The sequence below is a fragment of the Pseudoalteromonas caenipelagi genome, assembly GCF_013140855.1.
In the GTDB taxonomy this organism is placed as follows: Bacteria; Pseudomonadota; Gammaproteobacteria; order Enterobacterales; family Alteromonadaceae; genus Pseudoalteromonas; species Pseudoalteromonas caenipelagi.
In genome coordinates this window covers 148,023-169,345 of sequence record NZ_JABBPG010000010.1, presented here as the reverse complement: position 1 = coordinate 169,345, position 21,323 = coordinate 148,023, and the positions used below count along the sequence as shown (strand labels likewise).

Genomic DNA, 21,323 nt, shown 5'->3' with positions numbered 1-21,323 from the left:
TATTTCTTCAAGTTATTTTAAAACGTTTAAATTAGTATGGAGAAATTAGTTAGATGAAAGCAATGAGCGTTGGAGCTATTAAGGATTTTGGGCTCATTTCATTAGGAGCTTTTTTTATTGCTACTAGCGCCGTTGCTTTCTTTTCAGCGAGTGATATATCAATCGGAGGTCCAATTGGATTAGCAATTATATTTAACAAAACGTTAAGTATTCCAATTGGGGCTTCTGTCTTTCTTATTAATGCCCCTTTAATTATCTTAGGATATAAAAAGCTTGGTACCACCATATTTATTCGAACTATGTATTCTGTTGCTCTAACAAGCATTCTTAGTGAAATTTTGGACTTTTACTTATCTACATCAATTAAGAGCCATTTTCTACCGTTTGATGCTATCACTGGAGGAGCATTTCTTGGGACTGGTATTGCTTTGATGTTAAAAGGAAATGGCTCTTCAGGAGGCTGGGGTCTTTTGGCTTTAGTCATTTCCAACCATAGTCGTATTAAGAACCATACGGTTCTTTTTGTTTTAGATACCCTGGTTATAGCCTTATCTGCACTTGTGTATGCTCAATTGAAGTCCTTCATATTAGGCATACTGTCCGTTTTCTCTATGGCATTGGTTATCCGTGTTCTAACTTCAAGGAGGAAAATTGGAAAAAGCTCAATTAGAAAGCTTTTTTAATATTACAAAAACTTACGATAAAGAAGATGTTTCATTTATTCTAGCTAGATACTGTCGAATATCGCACGAGCCAGAATACTTTGTCGCTCTAAATATTCATTCTTGTAATGTTATAAGTAGCTCTATAAGTGGGCGGCAAGCTGAATTTCTAGCTGGCAGAGTTGCTATTCGTGTTTTCATAATCTTTTTTATTGAAATTAGTGTGATCAAACCTAGCTCTTGTTACCACAGCGTTCTTGGTGATTCGTACACCTTCAGCCTGCATCTCCCTGAGCGCTTTTTTGCCTCGCTCTATAGCTGATAACTCAGTCATAAGAACCCTCCCTTGTCTTTTCCGCAAGATCGTTTAGCACATCATTCGCAGCATTCAGATCTTTAAGCCAGGAAATCTTGATTAGCTCTCACTCTTTTTGCTGCTCGGTCGATAGAGAGTTATATTTTTCAAGCTTTGATTGTGCATTCTTTTTCATAGCAACCCAATGAGACTTATGCCTTTTTGCTACAACAAAGGAGCCGCATGATACGCAACCAGCAGGCACTGCTGCTCCTTTAATTTTGCAAGCATCACCGGCAGTGCAATACCCGTGTGGTAAGCCACGTATCATGTCGATATTTTTAATCAAAAAGGCTTTGAACTGCTCAACGTCTTTGAAGTGAACTTGCTTTATGTGTGTAGGATTACCAGAACTGCTATCGGATATTCCAATTACCAACTACCAACTACCAACTGTTTTGCCGCTTTGTTGAATCTCTCACCCGCACCTCCACGCAATTTTTGATCTGGCTAAATCGACTGCTACGTGGTGAATAAGTAGCGCTTCAAATCCTTCTACTAAATCCACTAACTCATCAGCGGTCAATAGCCCTCTATCTCCATATACAGCGGATATAGCTTCGTTTATGTGCTTGTATTGGTATCCAATATCGTCGTGATGTCCTAATTTATTGTGCCACTACAAGTATGTCGAAACATGTGATTGGTCAAGTTAAATTTGTCACCCACTTTATAAGGATCACCTTTCTTTTTTCCGCGCAGAAAGCATGGTTGCATTCAAGTGTTCAAGCTCTTCAATACAAGATTCCGATAGTGTTAAATCAAACAGGTGGCGGAATCGTTCGCTTTTAACTTCAAAAGTATGTGATCAGTAAGCAACCTGTTTGCTCTTTACCAGTAGCAAGTTCAACAATTGTAAAAACAATGCCTGAGGCCATGTTTTTACAAAGTGCCCAGTAAGCAACCTGTTTGCTCTTTACCAGTAGCAAGTTCAACAATTGTAAAAACAATGCCTGAGGCCATGTTTTTACAAAGTGCCTTTTGTTTTTTGTTACATGAGCAGCATGCCCCTGAACTGCCTAAAACCCGGCAAGAAGTGTCTGGTTGTTTGTGTCTTGTGGTTGACGACAATGAGGTAAATCAAGATATCACGGCGAATATGTTGCGAACAATGAAGGTTAATGTAGTCGTATTGAGCTCGGCGGCTAACCTAGTTGACATTGTCGCTGTTTTACAACCCGATATTATATTAATGGATATTCATATGCCAGGTACGGATGGGTTTCAAGCCACTCAGGCACTTAGGCAATCACTACCAAAATTTACCAGTCCGATAGTGGCATTAACCGCGAATGCCCAAGTAACTGAACGAAAACGTGCTAAAGCAGTAGGTATGGACGGTTATCTAACTATGCCAGTCTCACAGACCATGCTACACCAAGCATTACAGCAGTATATAGCAAGCGAAGCGACTTTTTTTGATGGTGAGTTAGCGTTACAACAAATGATGGGAGATGCTGAACTATTGAACAAAATGCTTGATAAGTTTTCAAAGATGTGTACAGAATATTTACAAAAGGTGAGTATGCAAAGTGATACAGACAAGCTACAAATGATGGCGCACAATATTAAAGGTGCAGCGGGGGGAGTGGGCTTTATTGCACTTTCAGACGCTGCTATGCAACTAGAGCAACACTTAAAAGAGACGAATCAGCTACAAAAGAGTCACTTAGTTGCACACTTAATCATGCGTTTAACTCAAGTTCGTGAGTATATATTGAGGCAGTACAAAGGTGATTAGATGGTAAGCGGTGCACATGTTCTTGTTGTTGATAGCGATCCCCTAAACCGAGTGGTGCTAGAAAACACGCTTAGTGAAGATTGCCAAGTTACCTTGTGTGACAATTCAGATGCTGCATTGCAAGTTATTGCTACAAACAATGTTGATTTAATCATCACTGATATTACGCTGCGTGAGCGTGGTGGTACTTTGTTTTTGCAAAAGTTAAAAGAGTCCCCAACCACTTATATGATCCCAGTAATCATCATTTCTTCAAGTAATAGCTATAGCGATGAAGTTAAAGGACTACAAATGGGTGCTGTTGATTACATTACTAAGCCATTTAGCCCCTTAATTGTAAAAGCACGTGTTAAAATTCATTTAGCGCTGAAGCAAAAAAGCGATTTGTTAGAAAAACTGGCTTCAATAGATGGGCTTACAGAGTTGCCAAACCGGCGCCTACTAGACACGCATCTAGCACAGCAATGGCAGCTCTGCCAAAGCACTCAGCAAAGTTTAGTATTGATGCTAGTAGATATAGATTATTTTAAAGCTTATAACGATCTACATGGTTATGCCGGAGGGGATGAGTGTTTAGTTAAAGTGGCGCATGCACTTGAATTGGTTATTCATCAACAGCAAGGTTTTGTTGCTCGATATGATGGAGTGAGGTTTTGTGTTGTCGCAAAAGGACTTAATTCACAGCAAGTGGAGTTGCTTTGTGACAGTATGCATGATGCGGTAGAGCAATTACTACTTCCCCATAAAGCGTCTCCGATATGTGCGCATGTGAGTATTAGTATTGGCACAACGATTGTGTCGAAAGATTATTCTTTAGGTATCGCTCATTGTTTTAAAGATGCCGATGGCGCTTTGTGTGCGGCGCACGCTAATCAAGAGCGTATGGTGATGGTGAATAGGTGAGAAGACGAACTTGTCACCTATTCGGTTAGCTTAACCTAGTTGTTATAAAATCTCAGCCATGGCACTTTCGCCAAAACCGATCAACTTTGCGTCTTTAAAAACTAATGGTGTGCACTCATCTTTAGTAATTTTTCCATCAGAGTGTTTGCTATTAGTCGCAAAGTATAAAACTTGGTAAACATTCTCGCCTTTTTTTACTAATTCCGTAAACTCCGGTGTATCGAAAGAGTCTAAGACGCTTTGATAATTTGTCCCTAAGCTGAGTTGAGCTATTTTCTTACGGTTATCTTGAAATGTTCTTTCCCAATTGCCGCTATTGTTAACCCAACCATGTTCCACTTCACCGTCCGACACAGCCACAATACAGCCTGAAAGTAACGGAGTAGCGAGCACAGCGACTAAAAGTAGTTTTTTCATTTTTATATGATCCTTAACAGTATTTGAACGTATTAAAGCAAAATTGTTGCCAAAGATAAAAAAGTTTTTTGTATCATAGCGTTACACTTTGTTGCTAGTTATTTCATTGGTAACAAAAATGACATAACTAGTAAATCTAACTACTTTTTAGTTATTTAGGCTATCGCATTAAACGACAATGTTACTCGTTCGTCCTTTATAAAAACTTTCGATATTTTGTGCAATATTCTCTACTAATCTTGTTATGGATTCTTTGCTTGCCCATGCAATGTGTGGAGTCAGTAGTAGATTATCCCCTTTATAAGTGAGTAAAGGGTTATCATTTTGTGCAGGTTCAAATGATAAAACATCAACCGCAGCCCCTGCTATGTGGGCATTTTCCAGAGCGTTAACTAGCGCATGTTCATTCACTATACCGCCACGAGCAGTATTGATAAGCACAGCAGATGGTTTTAGTAGTGATAGAGCTGACTTCTCGAAGAGATCAGTTGTTTTTTCATTTAAAGGACAGTGAATTGATACTATATCGGCTTGCTTAAGCGCGTCTTCAAATGGTGTGCGCCCTTGTCGTATCGTTTTGCTGTGCCTATGTTCAGCAATAATTACGTTAGCACCGAAGGCGCGAGCAACATTTGCAACAGCTTGCCCTAACGTGCCGTAGCCGACGATCACAAATTGTTTGCCTGCTATTTCTGTAATGCTGTGATCTAAGCGACAGAACATATCACTTTGCTGCCACATTCCCTGCGCACAATCGTTGACATAGTGATGCACATTACCTAACAAGTTTCCTAATAGCGTAAAAGTATGTTGCACTACAGATGGGGTCGAATAGCCTGCAACGTTAGTTACTGTAATACCTTGCTTTTTGGCTTCATTCAGGTCAATGTTGTTTGTTCCTGTTGCAGCTACGCATATTAACTTTAAGTTTGGCAGTTGACCTAGTACATTGGCATCTAAGACAACTTTGTTGGTAATAACAACGTCTGCATGTTGGCAACGCTCTACAATTTGTGAAGGGAGGGTATTGCCATACTCAGTTAATTGTCCAAGGTTATGTAGTGCTGATAGTGAAGTATTCGCAAGGGTGTTTGCATCAAGTAGTACGATGTTCATAGTTTTCCAAAAAATTTCTTGACCTTGGTGTTAACTCTAAGGTTTATACTTTGTCGTATAACAAAGGAGACAAAGATGAAAATTGGCGAGTTGGCTAAGTCATTAGGTGTATCCACAGACACGCTACGATACTATGAACAGCATAAACTGTTAACCCCTAGTGGGAGAAGTGAAGCGGGTTACCGTATGTACACGCAGCAACAGCGGCGTCAAATGCAGTTTATTTTGCGTGCTAAAGCGGTTGGCTTCAGTCTTAAAGATATTCAGGAGCTGCTGCAGATACAGATTGAAAAGCATCAGCACAGTTGTGAAGAAGTCAAAGAGATTACTTTACAGAAGCTTCATCTGGTGAGGGCCCGAATAGAGGAATTACAACGATTTGAACAATCACTATCTAAATTGGCGCAGCGTTGCTGCGGTGGACCAGAAAGTGCAGATTTTTGCTCAATTTTAACCGCATTGGAGGATGTTGATGGAACTTGTAACTAATTTTTGGCAGCTGTTTTTACTATCGGCACCTTGGCTCATGCTTGGTTTACTACTAGCGGGTTTACTGAACGTTTTTATTGCAAAGGACTTTTTACAAAGGCATTTAGGACAAGAAGGGTTGTGGACGACAATAAAGGCTGCGTTGATTGGCGCTCCTATGCCACTTTGCTCATGTGGCGTGATCCCCGCTGCGATTGGGCTAAGAAGAGCAGGAGGGTCGAAAAGTGCAACAACGGCGTTTTTAGTTTCTACACCAGAAACAGGCGTAGACTCAATTTCTGTTTCATATGTATTGCTAGGTCCGTTTATGGCAGTGATCAGGCCAATAGCAGCAGTGAGCAGCGCTATTGTTGCTGGTGTTCTTGTTGGCAAAGATAGCAACTCAGAACAAGCTATCCAGCAGCAGGACGTTGCCAATAAGGCATGCTGCGATAGCAAACCGAAACAGGCTAACTTAGTTAAGCAAAGTAGCTGTAGTACGCAGGTAGCAACATCTAATCCCAGCTGCTGTGACGACAAACCTGCTAATAAGGAAACCAATGCGAGTTGTTGTAGTTCTGAGCAAGAAGACGAGCAAAGTTGTTGTGCAACTGAGCCACAGCAAGCGACGCCGACAGTGATTAACAAAGTTGCTCAAGCAATTAAGTTCAGTAGTAATAAATTGCTTTCAGATACCATGGTTTGGTTAATGATAGGATTGTTCTTTGCTGCACTTGTACAAACGTATGTACCTACATCTTTTTTGAGCGAATGGGGCAGTGGGGTGCTAGCGATGCTGGTGGTCATTTTAATCAGTATTCCTATGTATATTTGCGCGACGGCATCAACGCCGATAGCGGCAGGACTTTTAATGGCGGGTGTCTCTCCTGGGGCGGTGTTAGTGTTTATGCTAGCTGGGCCTGCAACGAATATAGCGACACTCGGTGTAGTCGGTAAAGAGCTTGGGCGGCGTGCAATCTTTGCCTATTTGGGGGCGGTAATTGGCGTGGCAATTTTGTTTGGCTTTTTGACAGACTTTTTGGTAGCAGAATTTGCTTTTTCCGTAGAGCCTATGCATCAAATGCAGCATGAAGTGCTACCGCAATGGCTTACATTACTGTGCGCTTGGGTACTATTGGCATTGATGGCTCGCTTAGCTTTATTAGCAGGTTGGGAGAAAGTGGCAAAGAAATAACAAAGTGGGTACTTGCAAAGGTGGTCAGACTTGATAATCTTGGCTTCCCAATGATAAGCGCGATAAAATACCGCGCTTTGATGTTTAATCCTAAGATAAATGAGTAGTTTAGTGGATAAGTACGCACAAATAAGACCTTACAATGATGACGAAGTACCCGCAGCTCTTCGGCGTTTGCTTGCCGACAATGACTTTATCGATGTGATAGCAAAGTACAATTTGCCTGCTTGGTTGAGTCGCTGGTCAGTGCTTGCAAGGCCTCTAGTTCGCGCAAGGTTACGTGGCAAATGGGGAAGCTTTACAACTGTTGAGCAGGTGCAGCATGAGGTCGCTCATTATCTTGAGATACTTATCAACAATACGACCTCTAAGGTGACCTACTCTGGTTTAGATAAACTCGATAAGGAGGGAGCCTATTTATTTGTCTCTAATCATAGAGATATAGTATTAGACCCTGCGTTAATGAACTGGGGCTTGCATCAACACAAGATGAATACCGTCCGCATTGCAATTGGTGATAACTTACTACAGGTTCCATACATCACCGACCTGATGCGTTTGAACAAGAGTTTTATCGTAAAACGTTCTGCCAAGGCACCTAAAGAAATGCTTAGGGCGTTGACCGAGCTTTCTAGCTACATCTATGACTCGTTACAATCAGGCCATTCAATTTGGATTGCGCAAAAAGAAGGTCGAGCAAAAGATGGTGTTGATCAAACTGACCCAGCTTTACTCAAAATGCTACAGTTGCAAGGCCGTAAGTTAAAAATGCCATTAGACGAGTACGTTCGTACTTTAAAAATTGTACCGGTTTCCATTTCTTACCAATACGAACCGTGCGCTGTCGCCAAAGCTAAAGAACTCGTTCATAAGCGAGAGTTTGGTGCTTACGTAAAAGCGCAAGGGGAAGATATTGAAAGTATTGTTGAGGGGATCCGCTCGGATAAAGGGCATGTGCACATTGCATTTGGTCAGCCAATCACTGATAGCTGTGACACGCCAGAGCAGTTAGCACACAGTATAGATCAGCAAATTCTGAGTCAGTACTACTTACATCCTAGTAATTATATTGCTGCAGGTGAGTGTAGTAAGGCAAGCTCCCAAGAGCAGCAGGACTTTATTCAGTGGTTAGAAAAGGTGCCACAAGAGCTGAAGTCTCAAGTGCTGGCTATGTATGCTGAGCCCCTAAAAAGAAAGTTAGTTCCTTAAACGGTAGCTAATTTATTTGCAGATTAAAAACCACTCAGCTTTAGAGTGGTTTTTTTGTTTGCTATTTGTCCATTAAACCAAGTTATACTGAGAGTAGTTGAGTGAAGTGGGCACTATGGAACAGATAGAAATTTTTGAGATCCCCAGTCCATGTAAGGGGATCTGCCAAGTAAACAACCGAGGTTACTGTAAGGGGTGCTATCGCAACCGCGAGGAGCGTTTTGCTTGGAATAACTTAAGCAATGCACAAAAGCGCAAAGTCATTGCGTTATGTCAGCAGCGTTATAAGCGCTATATAGCGAATAAGAACAAACAAGATGAGCAAAGTAGTCAGCAAAATGATCAGCAATCGCTGGATTTTTAATCTCACTGAGCACAAAGCTTAATGGCAATATTTAAAGGTGTGATACACTTAAACACCGTAAATTTGAAGCAATGATGTGAATAAGCTATGAGTTTTAACTTGTGTAAATTACCACGACAAGAAAAATATCAAATTCAGTTAGACTATGAAGCTTCGTTTTGGGCATATCAAATTAAGCGCTCTAAAAATACCCGCGAAGCTGTTTACGAAGCGATAAATAATCGCCCACAATCAGAGCAAGATATTTTGAAACAGCGTTTTGAATATTACCTAAGCATTATGCTTGCGGGTTGATGTGCACATTGTTCAGCTTAATGTTATCTCAACGCCGCTCATTAATAAGTTTTATAAGCAACATAGAGGGCGTGGCCGAGCCATCAAGCAAGATCAGAATTGGGTTGTAAAAGACCCTGACATTATTGCCGCATGTCGAGTGCAACATATTGAAGGTGTATTACTCTTGTCCTCAGTATTAGTTGCCCCAAAGCATCGGAGCAAAGGTATTGCTCGCGCGCTATTGACTCAGGTGTTTGCTCAGCAAAATGCTGCTGTGTACACCTTTGCGTATAGGCACTTATACGAATTTTATCAGCAGATGGGCCTGTGTGAATGCACATTACCATCGCAGCTACAGCCATATTTCGACAGTTATGTTGCGCAAAAGCGCGATATTGTGGCAATGTGTTTACCTAAGTAATGTAATTTATAAGACGTATGCAAAACATTTTCTCAAAGCTCGCAGTACTGCTTTTTTCAATTATCATCTGGTCTAGCGCCAACATATCGCATGCGTCGCAAATCATCCGTTTAGCCCCCGCAGAAGGCTTATCTCAAAGCTATGTAAATACTTTAATTTTAGATAAAAAAGGTTTTTTATGGCTTGCAACAGAAGGTGGGCTAAATCGTTATGACGGCTATCAAGTGCTGACGGTGAAAGGGCCACAAGGCGTGCTTGATGAGGAGATGATAGATGCTATGTATCAAGACCCTCAGGGTCGGATCTGGATAACATCGCGTTCATTTGGATTGTACAGTTACGACCCACAACAAGATACTTTTCGAAAGTATATGAGCCTACCTCGCAGTGAAGAGGAGTCTTTACTGTTTGGGGTAAACTCAATGCTTTCGAAAAACGCAGATCAATTATGGTTAGCGCGCGGTGACAATGTGTCACTACTTGATATAAATTCAGGACAGATAAATATTGAAATTCCCCTGCCAATTGATAAGGAAATGGGCTTTGTGCGGGCCTTAATGGCAGTAGGAGACTACTTATTTATTGCCAGTTCACAGGGCACATTCGTCTATCATGAAAAATTAAAAAAGTTAATATTAATCAAGCATATTGATAATGAGAATCACGAGTTTCAATTACACACCAAATCATTGGCGCTATTGGATCCTGAAACACTATTGATAGGGGCAGTAAAGGGGTTATATAAAGTTGACATTAGCCAACTAGAAAAGAAATTTGAATATGAAGATAACCGCTGGGAATACGAAACGTTAATCAGCGATCTGAATATTTGGAAAATAGTCCCCAAGTCTGACAACGTGGTGCTGGGCACTGATAAAGGGTTGATGTACTTGGACACTGATTCTAAGCAGGTTGTTCGAGACCAAAGAATTGCACAAAGCCAGTATAGTTTGACAGATACAACGATAGTTGATTTTATCGAAGACCAGCAAGGCGCGCTTTGGGTTGCAACGAAAATGGATGGCGCTTTTTACCTGCCTAAAAAGCAATCTAGTTTTATTAATGTTAATTCTTTAACAGTAAAAGGTGAGGGGTTTTCACATAGCAACGTTTGGGATCTACAAGCATACGATGGCAAAATTTGGGCAGCTACCAATGATGGCCTAACCTGTTATAACCCGCCAACGGGAAAAACGGCTAATTATCTAAAAGGATACCTTGGTGAAGCTATCCAACCTGAGTTTTCTGTTTATCGAATGCTTTTATATCGTGATGAGTTTTGGTTGCTTACAAATAGAGGATTGTTTGCATTTAACCCCAAAACACATGATATTAGGCGCCCTTTAGTTAAAGGTTCACAATACCAGGAAGTAATGCAGGGACCTGTTTTTGGTACTGCGCTACTGCAAACTGGCGAGTTATATTTTGTAAATAGTGATGAGGGTTTTTTTCATTACGATATTGAAAGCCAAACATTGTTAAAGCTGGCTGGTGATTTGCAGACGCAAGATCCCTTCTTATCGATGGGGTTTACTAAGCCACTGTCTGATAAACCAGATCAACCCTTGTACTTTTATGGTGGGGTGTTGTATCGCTTTAAATTAAAAACTCAGACGCTTGAGAAAGTGTACGCTATTCCTAATGCCAATGAGCACTCGCCAGATAACGTTCTTACCTACACGATAGATAAGAACAACATTCTATGGCTGGCCTTGTCAAATATGGGCTTAATTGGGCTTACACTGGAAGGTTATGAAGTTGCGCATACAATTGACTTGCGACAGTTAAAACTCGAAACGCCAATGTATGAAATGCACCAAGATAAAGCGGGCATGATTTGGATGTCGTCACATAAAGGAATATGGCGATTGGACCCAGATAACTTACACATGCAGCAATTCACCACCAAAGATGGCTTGTACTCAAATGAATTTAACTGGGGGGCTTCAGACCAGTTGCAAGATGGTAGTCTTGTCTATGGCTCTTTAAAAGGCTTCACTTGGTTTGACCCAGCCGTTAACCGACCTAAAAAACCACTACTGTCTCGGGTCAATATTACTTCAGTTGAACTGATGTCTCGAAAACTAGATATCAATGGCTTAAAAGAAATAGAATATCTAGAACTCAACCATGATGATATAGGTTTGGAGGTTGCCTTCTCAGCCATGATTTTTGATTTCAAAGATAGAGTGGTTTATGAATATCAGATCTCAGGTGGTCAAAAGACGCTAACACGAAGTAATAACCGAGTGGTATTTCCAAAACTCAATCCTGGTAATTACCAACTGAAGGTATGGGCAAAAGACCCATTTACAGGCGACTACACTGAGCCTGCCAAATTAAATATTAATGTTAAATATCCATATTGGCGCTCGCCTATGGCGCTAGGGGTATATATATTATTCGCATTACTTTCATTTAGTTTGTGGATGTATCGAAAGAATAAAGTTGAGCAGATGATTATTGCCGCTCACAAAGAAACCCAAAATAGTGAAGCCCGATTAAAGTTGGCACTTGAAAGTAGTGGTTCTGGTGTATGGGATTGGCAACTAGACAACCATTTAATTTACCAGCCTCGTTTAACGACAGAGCTAGATTATCCACATGATAATGTTACGTTAGATGAATACTTAAAAATCATTCATCCCAACGATCGCGCACTATTTAGAATTGAGTGGCTAGAGTTTGTCTCGACGAATAAAGGCACCTTTAATTGCACCTATAGATTGCAACATAAACAAGGTTATTGGCGTTGGTATAAAGATTACGGCAAAGTGATCGCTTGGCGGGAGACAATTCCGGAGCGGGTTACTGGCACGTATACCAACTTGACTCGAGAACGTATTTTTGAAGAGCGAGCTCGATTATTTGGTGCGGCCTTTGAACAAACGCGTGATTGGGTGTTTATTTTAGATAAAAATATGCGTATTCAGGCCTGTAACACTGCTTTGCAGCAGGCTTTTCAAATAGAAGCTAAACCTGAGTCGAGCACCAAACTGCATTTAGGTTTGAGCCGACAGGCGAGAATGAGTTACTTGCGTGCCATGACCTTACTCAAGCCAGGTGAACATTACAGCGCAGAAGAGCGTTTAACCCAGCCAAGTGGTGAAGTCTGTTTCGTCTTAATTAAAGTCAGTGCGGTTGCAGGGTCTAATGGTGAGCTTGAAAACTATGTGGTGGTAATGACCGATATAAGCTCACAAAAACGTACAGAGCAAGAGCTATATCAGCTTGCCAATTATGATGTAGTAACGCAACTACCTAACAAGGTTTTATTTATAGACAGGGTGCAGCATGCGTTATCACAAGGGCAAAATCATGCACCAGTGATGGTTGTTGCGCTGCGTTTTAAGCGCCTGAAAAGATATCAAGAAGCATTGTCCGCAGAACAGTATACAGCGACGGTTCGTCACCTTGTTAGCATTATACGTCAATGCTTCAGAGAGCAAGATAGTATTGGTGTTGAAGGTGCTCATGAGTTCTATATTTTAATGGAGCAGGCTAAAGATGTGTCTGAAGTAACCCGCTGTATTAGTGAAATCATGCAGCATTTTGACAAACCTATCACAATTAATGGTCACGATTTGTCGCTAGATGTGTGCTTTGGCGTTGCATACTCACCAGAAGATGGCGTAGAGGCTTTCTCACTTTGTCAAAATGCGAAATTGGCATTGAGTCATGCAATGCACCAGCCGCATACTGGTGTGCACTTTTTCAAACAAGAAATGAACAAACAGGTTCAACGCTCGTTTTTACTTGAAAAAGACTTACGTCGAGCTATCGAAAATGGAGACTTTTCTAATAGCTATCAGCCAATTATCAGTGGTACCAGTAAGACCATCGATGGCTTTGAAGTATCGATTAACTGGCCTAATTATTTACAATGTGATGCCAAAGATATCGAAAAGAGCGTTGCGCAAACAGGGCTATGCTCGTCTATCATGTTACTAACATTAGAGCGCGCTCTGATTGAGCTAAAGCAGTGGCATGGTCATAATAATGAATTATATGTTGCGTTAAATTTATCAGCGTTAGACTTTCAGAACCCACAATTAATAAGTCAAATCAGATCAGTGTTAACTCGCACAGGTGTTACAGGCCGATATGTAGCATTTGAAATAACTGAATCAATTATGATGAGTGATATCCCCTGTGTCATAGAAACCATGTACCAGTTAAAAGTGTTAGGTTGTCGTCTATTTATGGATGATTTTGGTACCGGTTACGCGTCATTGACTTATTTAAAGCAGTTCCCAATCGATGTGTTAAAGATCGACCGTAGCTTTGTAGCAGATATTGGCATTGATAATGAGCATGAAGTGATAGTGCATGCCAGCTTGTCTTTAGCACATAGTTTAGGGATGCAATGCATTGCAGAGGGGATCACAACGCCTGAGCAGCTAAGATTTTTACGCATGCTGGGTTGTGACTATTTTCAAGGCCCGTTGTTTTGTGAGCCGCAACTAGGAGAGCATATAAATGAGCTGTGTGAAAAAAACTGGCAGCCAGTGTTTTCTAGTATTTAACCTCATGGTTAATTACTCTATGTGAATCTGGCGATAAAGACTGAGTGCTCCTGCGAAGTTTCTTTACCCCACCTTCATGTGAGCAACACAGTAGAAATTGCAATAAAGCGTATTCATCTGGGGAAAAATTAAACAGCAGAGAATAATAGCCCCTAATGATGATAAGCTTTTTAATATCAAAACGTACATAGAGTGGGCAAAATAGCGTATCCAAAGTTTAATGTGGAAACTACAGTTTATTTCCACAGTGCTTGCAATACAGGGCATGTGCTCGCTGACTACTCATGATTTTGATAGCTTGGTTAGCTTCTGCATGACTCAAACCCAGCTCAATACGGAGCATTTCAAGGTGCTCTTTTTCTTCAGGATCTATTATACCGTCGTGGAGACTGTGTAATACAGCCTCGTTAAATGCATCGCGACGTTTACGCAGCTGATCTGCAAAACTTGACGCAAGCAAGCCGGTGGGAATAGCAACCATACCCATACTGAGCATGGTGATAACGCCACCGAAAAAGCGACCTGCGGCGGTGATGGGCACTACATCGCCATATCCCACAGTGGTGAGGGTTGCCATTGCCCACCACATCGCTTGGGGGATAGAACCAAATTTATCTGGTTGAACGTCATGTTCGAGCAGGTAAATACCGCAAGATGCCATAATCAAAACAACAGACATGATGAAAAATGCTGCCATCAAGCTGCTCCCTTCTTCTTTAAATGCAGCTAGTAACAGCTGCATGGCTCTAGAGTAGCGTGTGAGCTTGAATATGCGCAGCAGTCTAATCACTCTTAAAAAGCGCAAGTCGAAAGTGACAAAGACCATCAACAAGGTGGGTAAAATCGCCAGTAAATCAATGATAGCTAATGCTGAGAAAAAATACTTAATGCGCTTTTTTATATTGTTGCAAGACAGGTGTTTATATTCTAATTTATCTACACAACTCCAAAGCCTTAATAGATACTCAACGGTGAAAATGGCGACGGAGACTAATTCTAGTTGTAAAAACTGATGGTGATACTGTTTTGCGAGGCTTGGTACAGACTCCAAGACGATAGCGACTACGTTGGTCATGATTAAGGCGATTAAAAACAGATCTAAATATCTACCTGCTTGATAGAGGCGGCCGCTCCCTTCAAGGAGTGCGGCAACTTTTTCTCGATAAGTGTTTAGCATAGTGAGCTCAACTGTAATTGCATGTTAACAGTACCTTCTTCAAAGTCTCTTGTGACAGTAAAGCCTAGCTTTTTGGATAGCTCAATCATCCCAGTGTTTTCCGGTAGGGTGATACCACAGAGCACTTTAATTCTTTGTCGCTTGGCATAGTCAATGATAGCATCCATGAGCAACCGACCCAGACCTAGTCCTTGAGCGTCTGAGCGAACCACCACTGCAAATTCTGCGCTTTCATTATCTGGCTCAATCAGCAGTCTAGAAACGCCAAGAGTTCGATAGCTATTTTTGTATGGCTCACTGACGATAAATGCCATTTCTCGGTCGTAATCAATTTGCGTCATTTTTGCCAGTTGCTCATGATTAAATTGAGGGAGTTCTCCAAAGAAGCGGCGGTACCTATCTTCTTTTGATAAAGATTGATCAAACTCTTGATGAGCACGTTCATCTTCGGGTTTTATGGGCCTTAAAATGGCCTGCTGACCATTTTTTAATGTTACATTTTTTATCAGATCTTTTGGGTAGGGCCTTATTACCAAACGTTTTTTCCCAGGTGTTGGCTGATAGGGCATGAGCGTGATATTCGCATCAAGCACCAAAAATTGTCCGTTACTGGCCAAGATTGGGTTGAGTTCAATACTCCGTATATCGGGTTGATCAATGATCAACTGAGACACTCGGGTCAGCAAGTCACACAGTCGGTATTTATCCACTTTGTCTGGTAGCGCTCGCTCTTTTAGCACGCCTTTATCATGCGCAGCAGCAATGAGATATTTGGCTAGGTTCATATTCAAAGGTGGTAGTGCAACCGCTGCTTGTGAAAACTCAAAACCGGTGCCTGCTTCACCTAATAGAATAACGGGGCCAAAATTAGCTTCTGTTTTTACCGCGATACGCAGCTCTTGCGCTCCGGCTCTAGGTGCCATTTTTTGCAGTGAAAAGCCTTCGATGATTGCATCAGGGTAGGCTTTTTTGATGCGCAATAGCATCGAAAATGCGGTCTGTTCAACTTCATTGCAATCGTTCAAGTTGAGCACAACACCACCGACTTCAGATTTGGAGGCGATAGATGGGCTCATTAATTTAAGCGCAACAGGAAAGCCTAATTCACAAGACACTTCCTTCGCTTCGCTCGGTGTTAATGCAACCCGAGTGTCAATGCAGTCGATATCATAATAGCAAAGTAATTGGCGTGCTAAATGGGTCGTTAATTGTGTGTGACCCTGCTTAAGCAGCGATTGAATGGCCGAATTGGCTGCGCGCGCATCTATATGAGTGTTATCACTTTTTGATTCAGGTGTTTGTGTTAAATGCTTTTGGTTTCTGCGGTAGCTTATTAGATGCATAAAGGCACCTACCGCCCCTTCAGGGGTTCGATATGTAGGAATATCATAGTCTGCACAAATATCTCTTGCAGTGAACGCTGCACGCTCTCCCATGAAGTTTGTCATGACAAAGGGCCGGGCCATTTTAGGAATGGTTTGCAAGGTTGAGGCAATAATTTTGGCATATTCCTCACTGGGGGCCAGTGCTGATGGAGTATGGATGATGAGTAAGTTTTTTACTTCAGGGGCTTTAAGCAAGATCTCAAGGGCTTTTTTATAACGCTCGGGAGATGAATCTCCAAATAAATCAACTGGATTAGAGGTTTTGTTAGATTGTGGGATCACAGCATTTAAAGCTGAGCGAGTATGTGCTTCTAGTTGCGCTAATTTACCAGAACGCTGCAGCAAGGTGTCGACGGCCATAACTCCGGGCCCACCACCATTGGTGAGAATAGTCAGGTGTTCCACCTGCAAGAGTTTTGGGTGTAATGCTAAGGTTTGAGTCGCTGCAAATAACTCTCTTAGGTCGTTTACTCTGAGCATTCCTGCCCGTTGAAACATAGCATCATACACGCTGTCATCAGACGTTTTACCCCCAGTGTGTATGTAGGCAGCTTCGGCTCCCGCTTGAGTTCTACCGGTTTTTATTACAATTACTGGCTTACTAAATGCTGCGGCTCTTGCTGCCGAAATAAACCGTCTCACATCGTCAATGTTGTCGATATACAACAAGATGGCTTTTGTTTTTGCATCACGGCCTAAAAAATCCAGTAGTTCATCAAAATCGATCCCCAAACAGTCACCTACTGAAACAAAATACGAAAAGCCAATTCGTTTACTTTGCGCCCAGTCTAAAATGGTTGAGCACACGGCAGCAGATTGCGACACAAACGCCAGTTTACCGGGTGTTGCAACTGTGTGTGAAAAGCTAGCGTTAAGTCCTATATGCGGTACAAGCAATCCCAAACAGTTGGGGCCAAGCAATTGAATGTTATGTAATCTAGATATTTTTTTTAGCGTTATTTTTTGTACGTTATTTAAACCGGCAGCAATAATAATCACGTTTTTACAACCGATTTCACCTAATTGTTGGAGTAACATTTCAAGGGTGTTTTTGTTGGTGCAAATGACTGCCAACTCAGGTGTTTGCGGGAGCGCACTAATATTAGGATAGGCTAACACACCATGGACCGCTTTATGTTTTGGGCTCACCGGCATAATTGGGCCTTTAAAGCCACCTTGTAACAGGTTGCGCATAACGACATACCCTGCACGTCCAGGAGAGTTAGATGCACCGATGACGGCAACCGATTGTGGGTTTAAAAATTGCCCTATTTGTTTTACGCTCATTGACTGTCCTGTTTAAATCCTCACCCGAGTATTAAATTGAGTGTAAATAACCCAGTTTATACATAGCAGGTTAAGGCTTGCTTGGTTATGTTTATATGTTCATAGATAACCATTTTGCTGTGTTATCACTTTAATCAGTTTTTAACTATTGATCGAGCCTTAACCTATGAGACTTTGATCTGATAACTTATTTTTTGGAGTAATCAATGTGAAAGATGCAATCACTAAACATATAGGGGCTGCCAGCATCATTTCAGTGGGGCTAGTGTTAAGTACGTGGCTGATGTCACATGCTTTTCAAAACATTAAGGAAATGGAAAGAACCGTACAGGTTAAAGGCCTAGCAGAACAAGAAGTGATGGCTGATACCGTTATTTGGCCCGTGTTTTACAAAGATGCTGATAATGACTTAGAAGCATTGGTTGCTCGAATAGAGAAAAAGAACTCGGCTATTCGTGCTTTTTTAACTTTGCATGGTTTTGATGAGGGAGAAATAACGCAAGCGACGCCTTCTATTGTTGATAAGTATGCGCAGGAATATAGTCAAAATGAACGCGGCTTTCGCTATATTGCTAAATCTGGCATGACGGTATTCAGCCATCAGCCAATTAAGGTTAAGCAAGCATTGAATGCATTAAATTCGCTTGCTAAGCAAGGTATAGCAATCACCCAAGATGATTACCAGAATCGTATTGAATACATGTTTACTGGCCTTAACGACATTAAACCTCAGATGGTACAAGAAGCAACGCAAAAGGCGCGTGAAGTGGCGCTCAAATTTGCAAAAGACTCTGATTCACAGTTAGGGAAAATAAAATCTGCGCGACAAGGGCAATTTAGCATCAGTGATAGAGACAGCAATACACCACAGATAAAGACAGTAAGAGTGGTGACCAGTGTTGAATATTATTTATCAGATTGAGGTAGCGGCAACTGCCAGCGCATGAGTATTTGTTCGTAGACGCCACTGGTTTTGATATATGCCATCGCGGTGCTTAATTTAGCTGCGATTTCAGGCTTGAGTTGCTTACTGGCGCAAAGCCATAGCTGTGAGGGGAAATTAGTTAAATGCAGCTTTTTTTCTATCAGCTCTGGGTTTAGACCGCTTCTGATTATTTCATTTTGTAGTGTCAGCGTATTGGTAAGTACAAGATCAATACGCTGTTTATAAAGCAGTTGCCACAGTTGTTTATAGTGCCCAACTAATACAAGGTTGTCATCTTCACTAAATCCGGCCTGTTGCAAAAATCGCGCACTTGAATAACCTCTAATGGTACTGACGCGAAAACGTTGTGCCGCGCTCAGAGTCTCTGGGTTGACGGGATTACTGGCTAAACTAACAAGGTAGGCATCAGCAAAGTAGGTTTGTGATATCCAAGTAAAATGCGCTTCTCGCTCAGCTGTTCTAAGTAATGAGAGCATTAACGCATCAGGCCTTTCTTGAAGCTCTTTGTAAGCTCTGGCCATCGGTAAAATCGAAAATTCGCCCTCAAGGTCTGCGTGTTTTAATGCTGCTTTGGTAATTTCAACTAGGGCACCAGAGGCATTACCCTGAGCATTTTTGAAATGGTAAGGCGGCAAATCTTCAGCATAAAATGTCAGTGCGTGAGCTTGAAACAGGGTGCTCAGAAACAGCGAGATAAAGCCAAAACGACATAACACTTTGCTCATACAACCTCCAACAATCGACAATCCATTGTAGATAAATTATGCGCCCACGTATATGGAGATAAGAGTGAGAGTAAAATCTTTGCCTATACGATTAATTCTGCTTTAATTTTTTCCAGTAAGTATAGCTCTCTAATCAGCGATTGCCCCTGCTTGTCACAGTTTTCTAATGTACTTTGATTGTGAGCAATCGCCTTATCAATGTTGATCCAAACAGGTTTCATGCCATTGTCACGCTCGTAGTCTTCCATTTGTGGCTGGCTAAATTCACCGCATATTTCACAGACGTAACAATCTGACACAATGTGGATATTGTCATAATCTGGTTTGTACCAAATGCGGTATTCTTCATATCGTCCAAAAGGCGTTATGTTGGTTAAACTTTTTGCACCAGTTTCTTCTTGTAGTTCTCGCAGTAGCGCCTGTTCAATAGTTTCGTGTTCATCCACGCCACCACCAGGCAGAGAGTAATCGTTATATCTTGCGGTATATAACAATAAGATATCTTCACCCTTTAGTACAATCGCTCGTGTTGTATGGCGAGTAAAGCAGCTGCCTTGAGGGGCTCTAACCGTTGTTGAGTTGAGGTTTCGCATCACGCTTCATATCATTAATGGTGTAACTTAGCTGCGCATTTTACGCTAATCAACCTGAAGTTTGGATAAGAAATAGGTTAATTCATTGTTTTTAAATAAAATGATTAACTTTTATTCTCATCTAGCCAGTAAGTTTTAGGGATAACAAAGCGAATTTACGTACTAATAGCGGGCTATTAGAAGTGAATTCAACGCAGTTAGCGTTAAAACTAGCTGCTAGAGAGATATTAGTTATCTGAAGCTCAGGTTAATTAACATCAGGTTTGGATAAAGGGAGACAAATTAGGACCAGCTAAGCTGGTCCCAACAATGGTGATTAATAAGGGGATGGAAAGCGTTGTAATACAGCACCAATGTCGTTTAATTGCGCCTCAGTTAAATGCAAATCAAAGGCATGGATGTTTTCTTTTAATTGGCACATGGTTGTTGCACCAATAATTGTTGATGTAACGCCATCAACTTGATTAACCCATGCAAGCGCTAATTGTGCAGGCGTTACACCATAATGTTTAGCTAACGAGGTATATTCTTTTACTGCTTGATTGGCTTGTGGTGTATCTCTAAACAAGCCATTGCGCTGCATATAAGTCCAGCGAGAGCCTTCAGGTCGAGCGCCATCCACGTATTTACCGGTTAGAGAACCCGCAGCCAAGGGAGACCACGGTAAATAGGCTATGTCTTCGTGCACACAGTTTTCAACTAAATAGGGCCAGTCTTTGGTATGTAATAAGTTAAACTCATTTTGAATCGCAACAGGCTTGGCAAGGTTATGCTCTGTGCTTAAACGTAAATAAGTATTTATGCCCCAAGTGGTATCGTCAGATAACCCCCAGTGGCGGATTTTTCCTTGAACAATACAGGTTTGCAATGCCTGTAAAATATCAAGCATAGATTCGACTTCCTCCGCCTTATCTACATCGGAGAATGTCACCATACCGGGCCAGTGTTTTGCAAAGTGAGGAGAGGTTCGATTTGGCCAATGAAGCTGATAAAGGTCGATATAATCGGTGTTTAAACGAGAAAGTGAATCATCAACTGCCTGGATGATAGATTGTCCACAGATAGGTGCGCCGTCGCGTATCCAGCTTACACCACGACCCGATATTTTTGTTGCAAGCACCAGTTGCTCACGCTTTTCACGATGTCGAGCTAGCCAATTACCAATGATAGCTTCAGTTTTGCCATAGGTTTGCGCTGATGGCGGTACTGCGTATAGCTCAGCGGTATCAATAAAGTTTATACCTTGGCTTAGTGCGTAGTTAATTTGCTCGTCGGCATCATGCTGATTGTTCTGTAAACCCCAGGTCATGCTCCCCAAACAAACTCTAGAAACCTCAAGTTCACTACTGCCTAGTCGACTAAATTGCATGCTAAATCCTTGTTATAAGTTAGATTCGACGCTTAACGTCAAGACTAAACCAGTTTAGAGCATTCAAGGCGTGAGTAAAAGTTGCAAGATACCGAAAGTTATGAACATAATATCTGTATATAAATACAGTGTTTTAAACATGCGAAAATTCATACATATTGATATGGATTGTTTCTTTTCGTTACCTA

General features: G+C 41.5%; 20 protein-coding genes. 11 read left to right on the top strand and 9 right to left on the bottom strand.

Annotation, left to right across the window (positions count from 1 at the left end; genetic code table 11):
- Positions 1-53: 53 nt before the first annotated feature.
- A complete protein-coding gene (locus tag HG263_RS19140) occupies positions 54-683 on the top strand; it encodes a YitT family protein (RefSeq protein ID WP_171627682.1) in 630 nt (209 codons plus the stop codon).
- 148 nt (positions 684-831) lie between these two features.
- On the opposite strand, the gene HG263_RS19135 is transcribed toward HG263_RS19140, so the two are convergent.
- A complete protein-coding gene (locus tag HG263_RS19135; RefSeq protein WP_171627681.1) occupies positions 832-996 on the bottom strand; it encodes a hypothetical protein in 165 nt (54 codons plus the stop codon).
- Positions 997-1,084: 88 nt separating this feature from the next.
- Positions 1,085-1,396, bottom strand: a complete 312-nt coding sequence (locus tag HG263_RS19130) for a hypothetical protein (RefSeq protein WP_171627680.1) — start codon at positions 1,394-1,396, stop codon at positions 1,085-1,087.
- Between the two features lie 582 nt (positions 1,397-1,978).
- Here HG263_RS19130 and HG263_RS19120 point away from each other — a divergent pair.
- Together HG263_RS19120 and HG263_RS19115 are read left to right on the top strand one after the other, a co-directional pair.
- Positions 1,979-2,758: a response regulator gene (locus HG263_RS19120; RefSeq protein WP_171627679.1), complete on the top strand. Its 780-nt coding sequence runs from the start codon at positions 1,979-1,981 to the stop codon at positions 2,756-2,758.
- A complete protein-coding gene (locus HG263_RS19115; protein ID WP_171627678.1) occupies positions 2,759-3,661 on the top strand; it encodes a GGDEF domain-containing response regulator in 903 nt (300 codons plus the stop codon).
- 42 nt (positions 3,662-3,703) lie between these two features.
- Here HG263_RS19115 and HG263_RS19110 read toward each other — a convergent pair whose 3' ends face one another.
- Positions 3,704-4,078, bottom strand: a complete 375-nt coding sequence (locus HG263_RS19110) for a DUF3192 domain-containing protein (RefSeq protein ID WP_171627677.1) — start codon at positions 4,076-4,078, stop codon at positions 3,704-3,706.
- A gap of 168 nt (positions 4,079-4,246) precedes the next feature.
- Positions 4,247-5,194 (bottom strand): D-2-hydroxyacid dehydrogenase, encoded by a 948-nt coding sequence (locus HG263_RS19105; protein ID WP_171627676.1) that lies wholly within the window; start codon positions 5,192-5,194, stop codon positions 4,247-4,249.
- Between the two features lie 75 nt (positions 5,195-5,269).
- On the opposite strand from HG263_RS19105, the gene zntR reads away from it, so the two are divergent.
- The 7 genes from zntR to HG263_RS19070 all read left to right on the top strand — a co-directional run bounded on the left by zntR (position 5,270) and on the right by HG263_RS19070 (position 13,653).
- Positions 5,270-5,683 (top strand): Zn(2+)-responsive transcriptional regulator, encoded by a 414-nt coding sequence (zntR, locus tag HG263_RS19100; protein WP_171627675.1) that lies wholly within the window; start codon positions 5,270-5,272, stop codon positions 5,681-5,683.
- Positions 5,667-6,857 carry an SO_0444 family Cu/Zn efflux transporter gene (locus tag HG263_RS19095; RefSeq protein WP_171627674.1) on the top strand — a complete coding sequence of 397 codons (1,191 nt, stop codon included), beginning with the start codon at positions 5,667-5,669 and terminating at the stop codon, positions 6,855-6,857. Before zntR ends, HG263_RS19095 begins: the two co-directional genes overlap by 17 nt.
- A gap of 99 nt (positions 6,858-6,956) precedes the next feature.
- Positions 6,957-8,066 carry a 1-acyl-sn-glycerol-3-phosphate acyltransferase gene (locus HG263_RS19090; RefSeq protein ID WP_171627673.1) on the top strand — a complete coding sequence of 370 codons (1,110 nt, stop codon included), beginning with the start codon at positions 6,957-6,959 and terminating at the stop codon, positions 8,064-8,066.
- A 115-nt stretch (positions 8,067-8,181) separates the two neighbouring features.
- Entirely contained in the window at positions 8,182-8,430 is a 249-nt protein-coding gene (locus HG263_RS19085) for a DUF1289 domain-containing protein (RefSeq protein ID WP_171627672.1), read from the top strand.
- An 87-nt stretch (positions 8,431-8,517) separates the two neighbouring features.
- Positions 8,518-8,724, top strand: coding sequence for a DUF3283 family protein (locus HG263_RS19080; RefSeq protein WP_171627671.1), 207 nt, complete (start codon positions 8,518-8,520; stop codon positions 8,722-8,724).
- Positions 8,714-9,127 carry a GNAT family N-acetyltransferase gene (locus tag HG263_RS19075; RefSeq protein ID WP_216628503.1) on the top strand — a complete coding sequence of 138 codons (414 nt, stop codon included), beginning with the start codon at positions 8,714-8,716 and terminating at the stop codon, positions 9,125-9,127. The genes HG263_RS19080 and HG263_RS19075 overlap by 11 nt, the downstream gene beginning before the upstream one ends.
- A 17-nt stretch (positions 9,128-9,144) precedes the next feature.
- The gene (locus HG263_RS19070; RefSeq protein ID WP_171627670.1) at positions 9,145-13,653 is read left to right on the top strand and encodes an EAL domain-containing protein; all 4,509 of its coding nucleotides are present in this window, start codon (positions 9,145-9,147) and stop codon (positions 13,651-13,653) included.
- A 229-nt stretch (positions 13,654-13,882) separates the two neighbouring features.
- Here HG263_RS19070 and HG263_RS19065 read toward each other — a convergent pair whose 3' ends face one another.
- Together HG263_RS19065 and HG263_RS19060 are read right to left on the bottom strand one after the other, a co-directional pair.
- The gene (locus HG263_RS19065; protein WP_171627669.1) at positions 13,883-14,830 is read right to left on the bottom strand and encodes an ion transporter; all 948 of its coding nucleotides are present in this window, start codon (positions 14,828-14,830) and stop codon (positions 13,883-13,885) included.
- Positions 14,824-17,502, bottom strand: coding sequence for a bifunctional acetate--CoA ligase family protein/GNAT family N-acetyltransferase (locus tag HG263_RS19060; RefSeq protein WP_171627668.1), 2,679 nt, complete (start codon positions 17,500-17,502; stop codon positions 14,824-14,826). The genes HG263_RS19065 and HG263_RS19060 overlap by 7 nt, the downstream gene beginning before the upstream one ends.
- Positions 17,503-17,749: 247 nt before the next feature.
- Here HG263_RS19060 and HG263_RS19055 point away from each other — a divergent pair, with 247 nt between their 5' ends.
- A complete protein-coding gene (locus HG263_RS19055; protein ID WP_439332004.1) occupies positions 17,750-18,424 on the top strand; it encodes an SIMPL domain-containing protein in 675 nt (224 codons plus the stop codon).
- On the opposite strand, the gene HG263_RS19050 is transcribed toward HG263_RS19055, so the two are convergent.
- From HG263_RS19050 to HG263_RS19040, 3 genes are all read right to left on the bottom strand, one after another.
- Positions 18,409-19,173, bottom strand: coding sequence for a substrate-binding periplasmic protein (locus tag HG263_RS19050; RefSeq protein WP_171627667.1), 765 nt, complete (start codon positions 19,171-19,173; stop codon positions 18,409-18,411). The two genes, HG263_RS19055 and HG263_RS19050, sit on opposite strands and share 16 nt — an antisense overlap.
- A gap of 83 nt (positions 19,174-19,256) precedes the next feature.
- Positions 19,257-19,766 carry an NUDIX hydrolase gene (locus tag HG263_RS19045; protein ID WP_171627666.1) on the bottom strand — a complete coding sequence of 170 codons (510 nt, stop codon included), beginning with the start codon at positions 19,764-19,766 and terminating at the stop codon, positions 19,257-19,259.
- Between the two features lie 316 nt (positions 19,767-20,082).
- Positions 20,083-21,135 carry an aldo/keto reductase gene (locus tag HG263_RS19040; RefSeq protein WP_171627665.1) on the bottom strand — a complete coding sequence of 351 codons (1,053 nt, stop codon included), beginning with the start codon at positions 21,133-21,135 and terminating at the stop codon, positions 20,083-20,085.
- Positions 21,136-21,323: the final 188 nt, after the last annotated feature.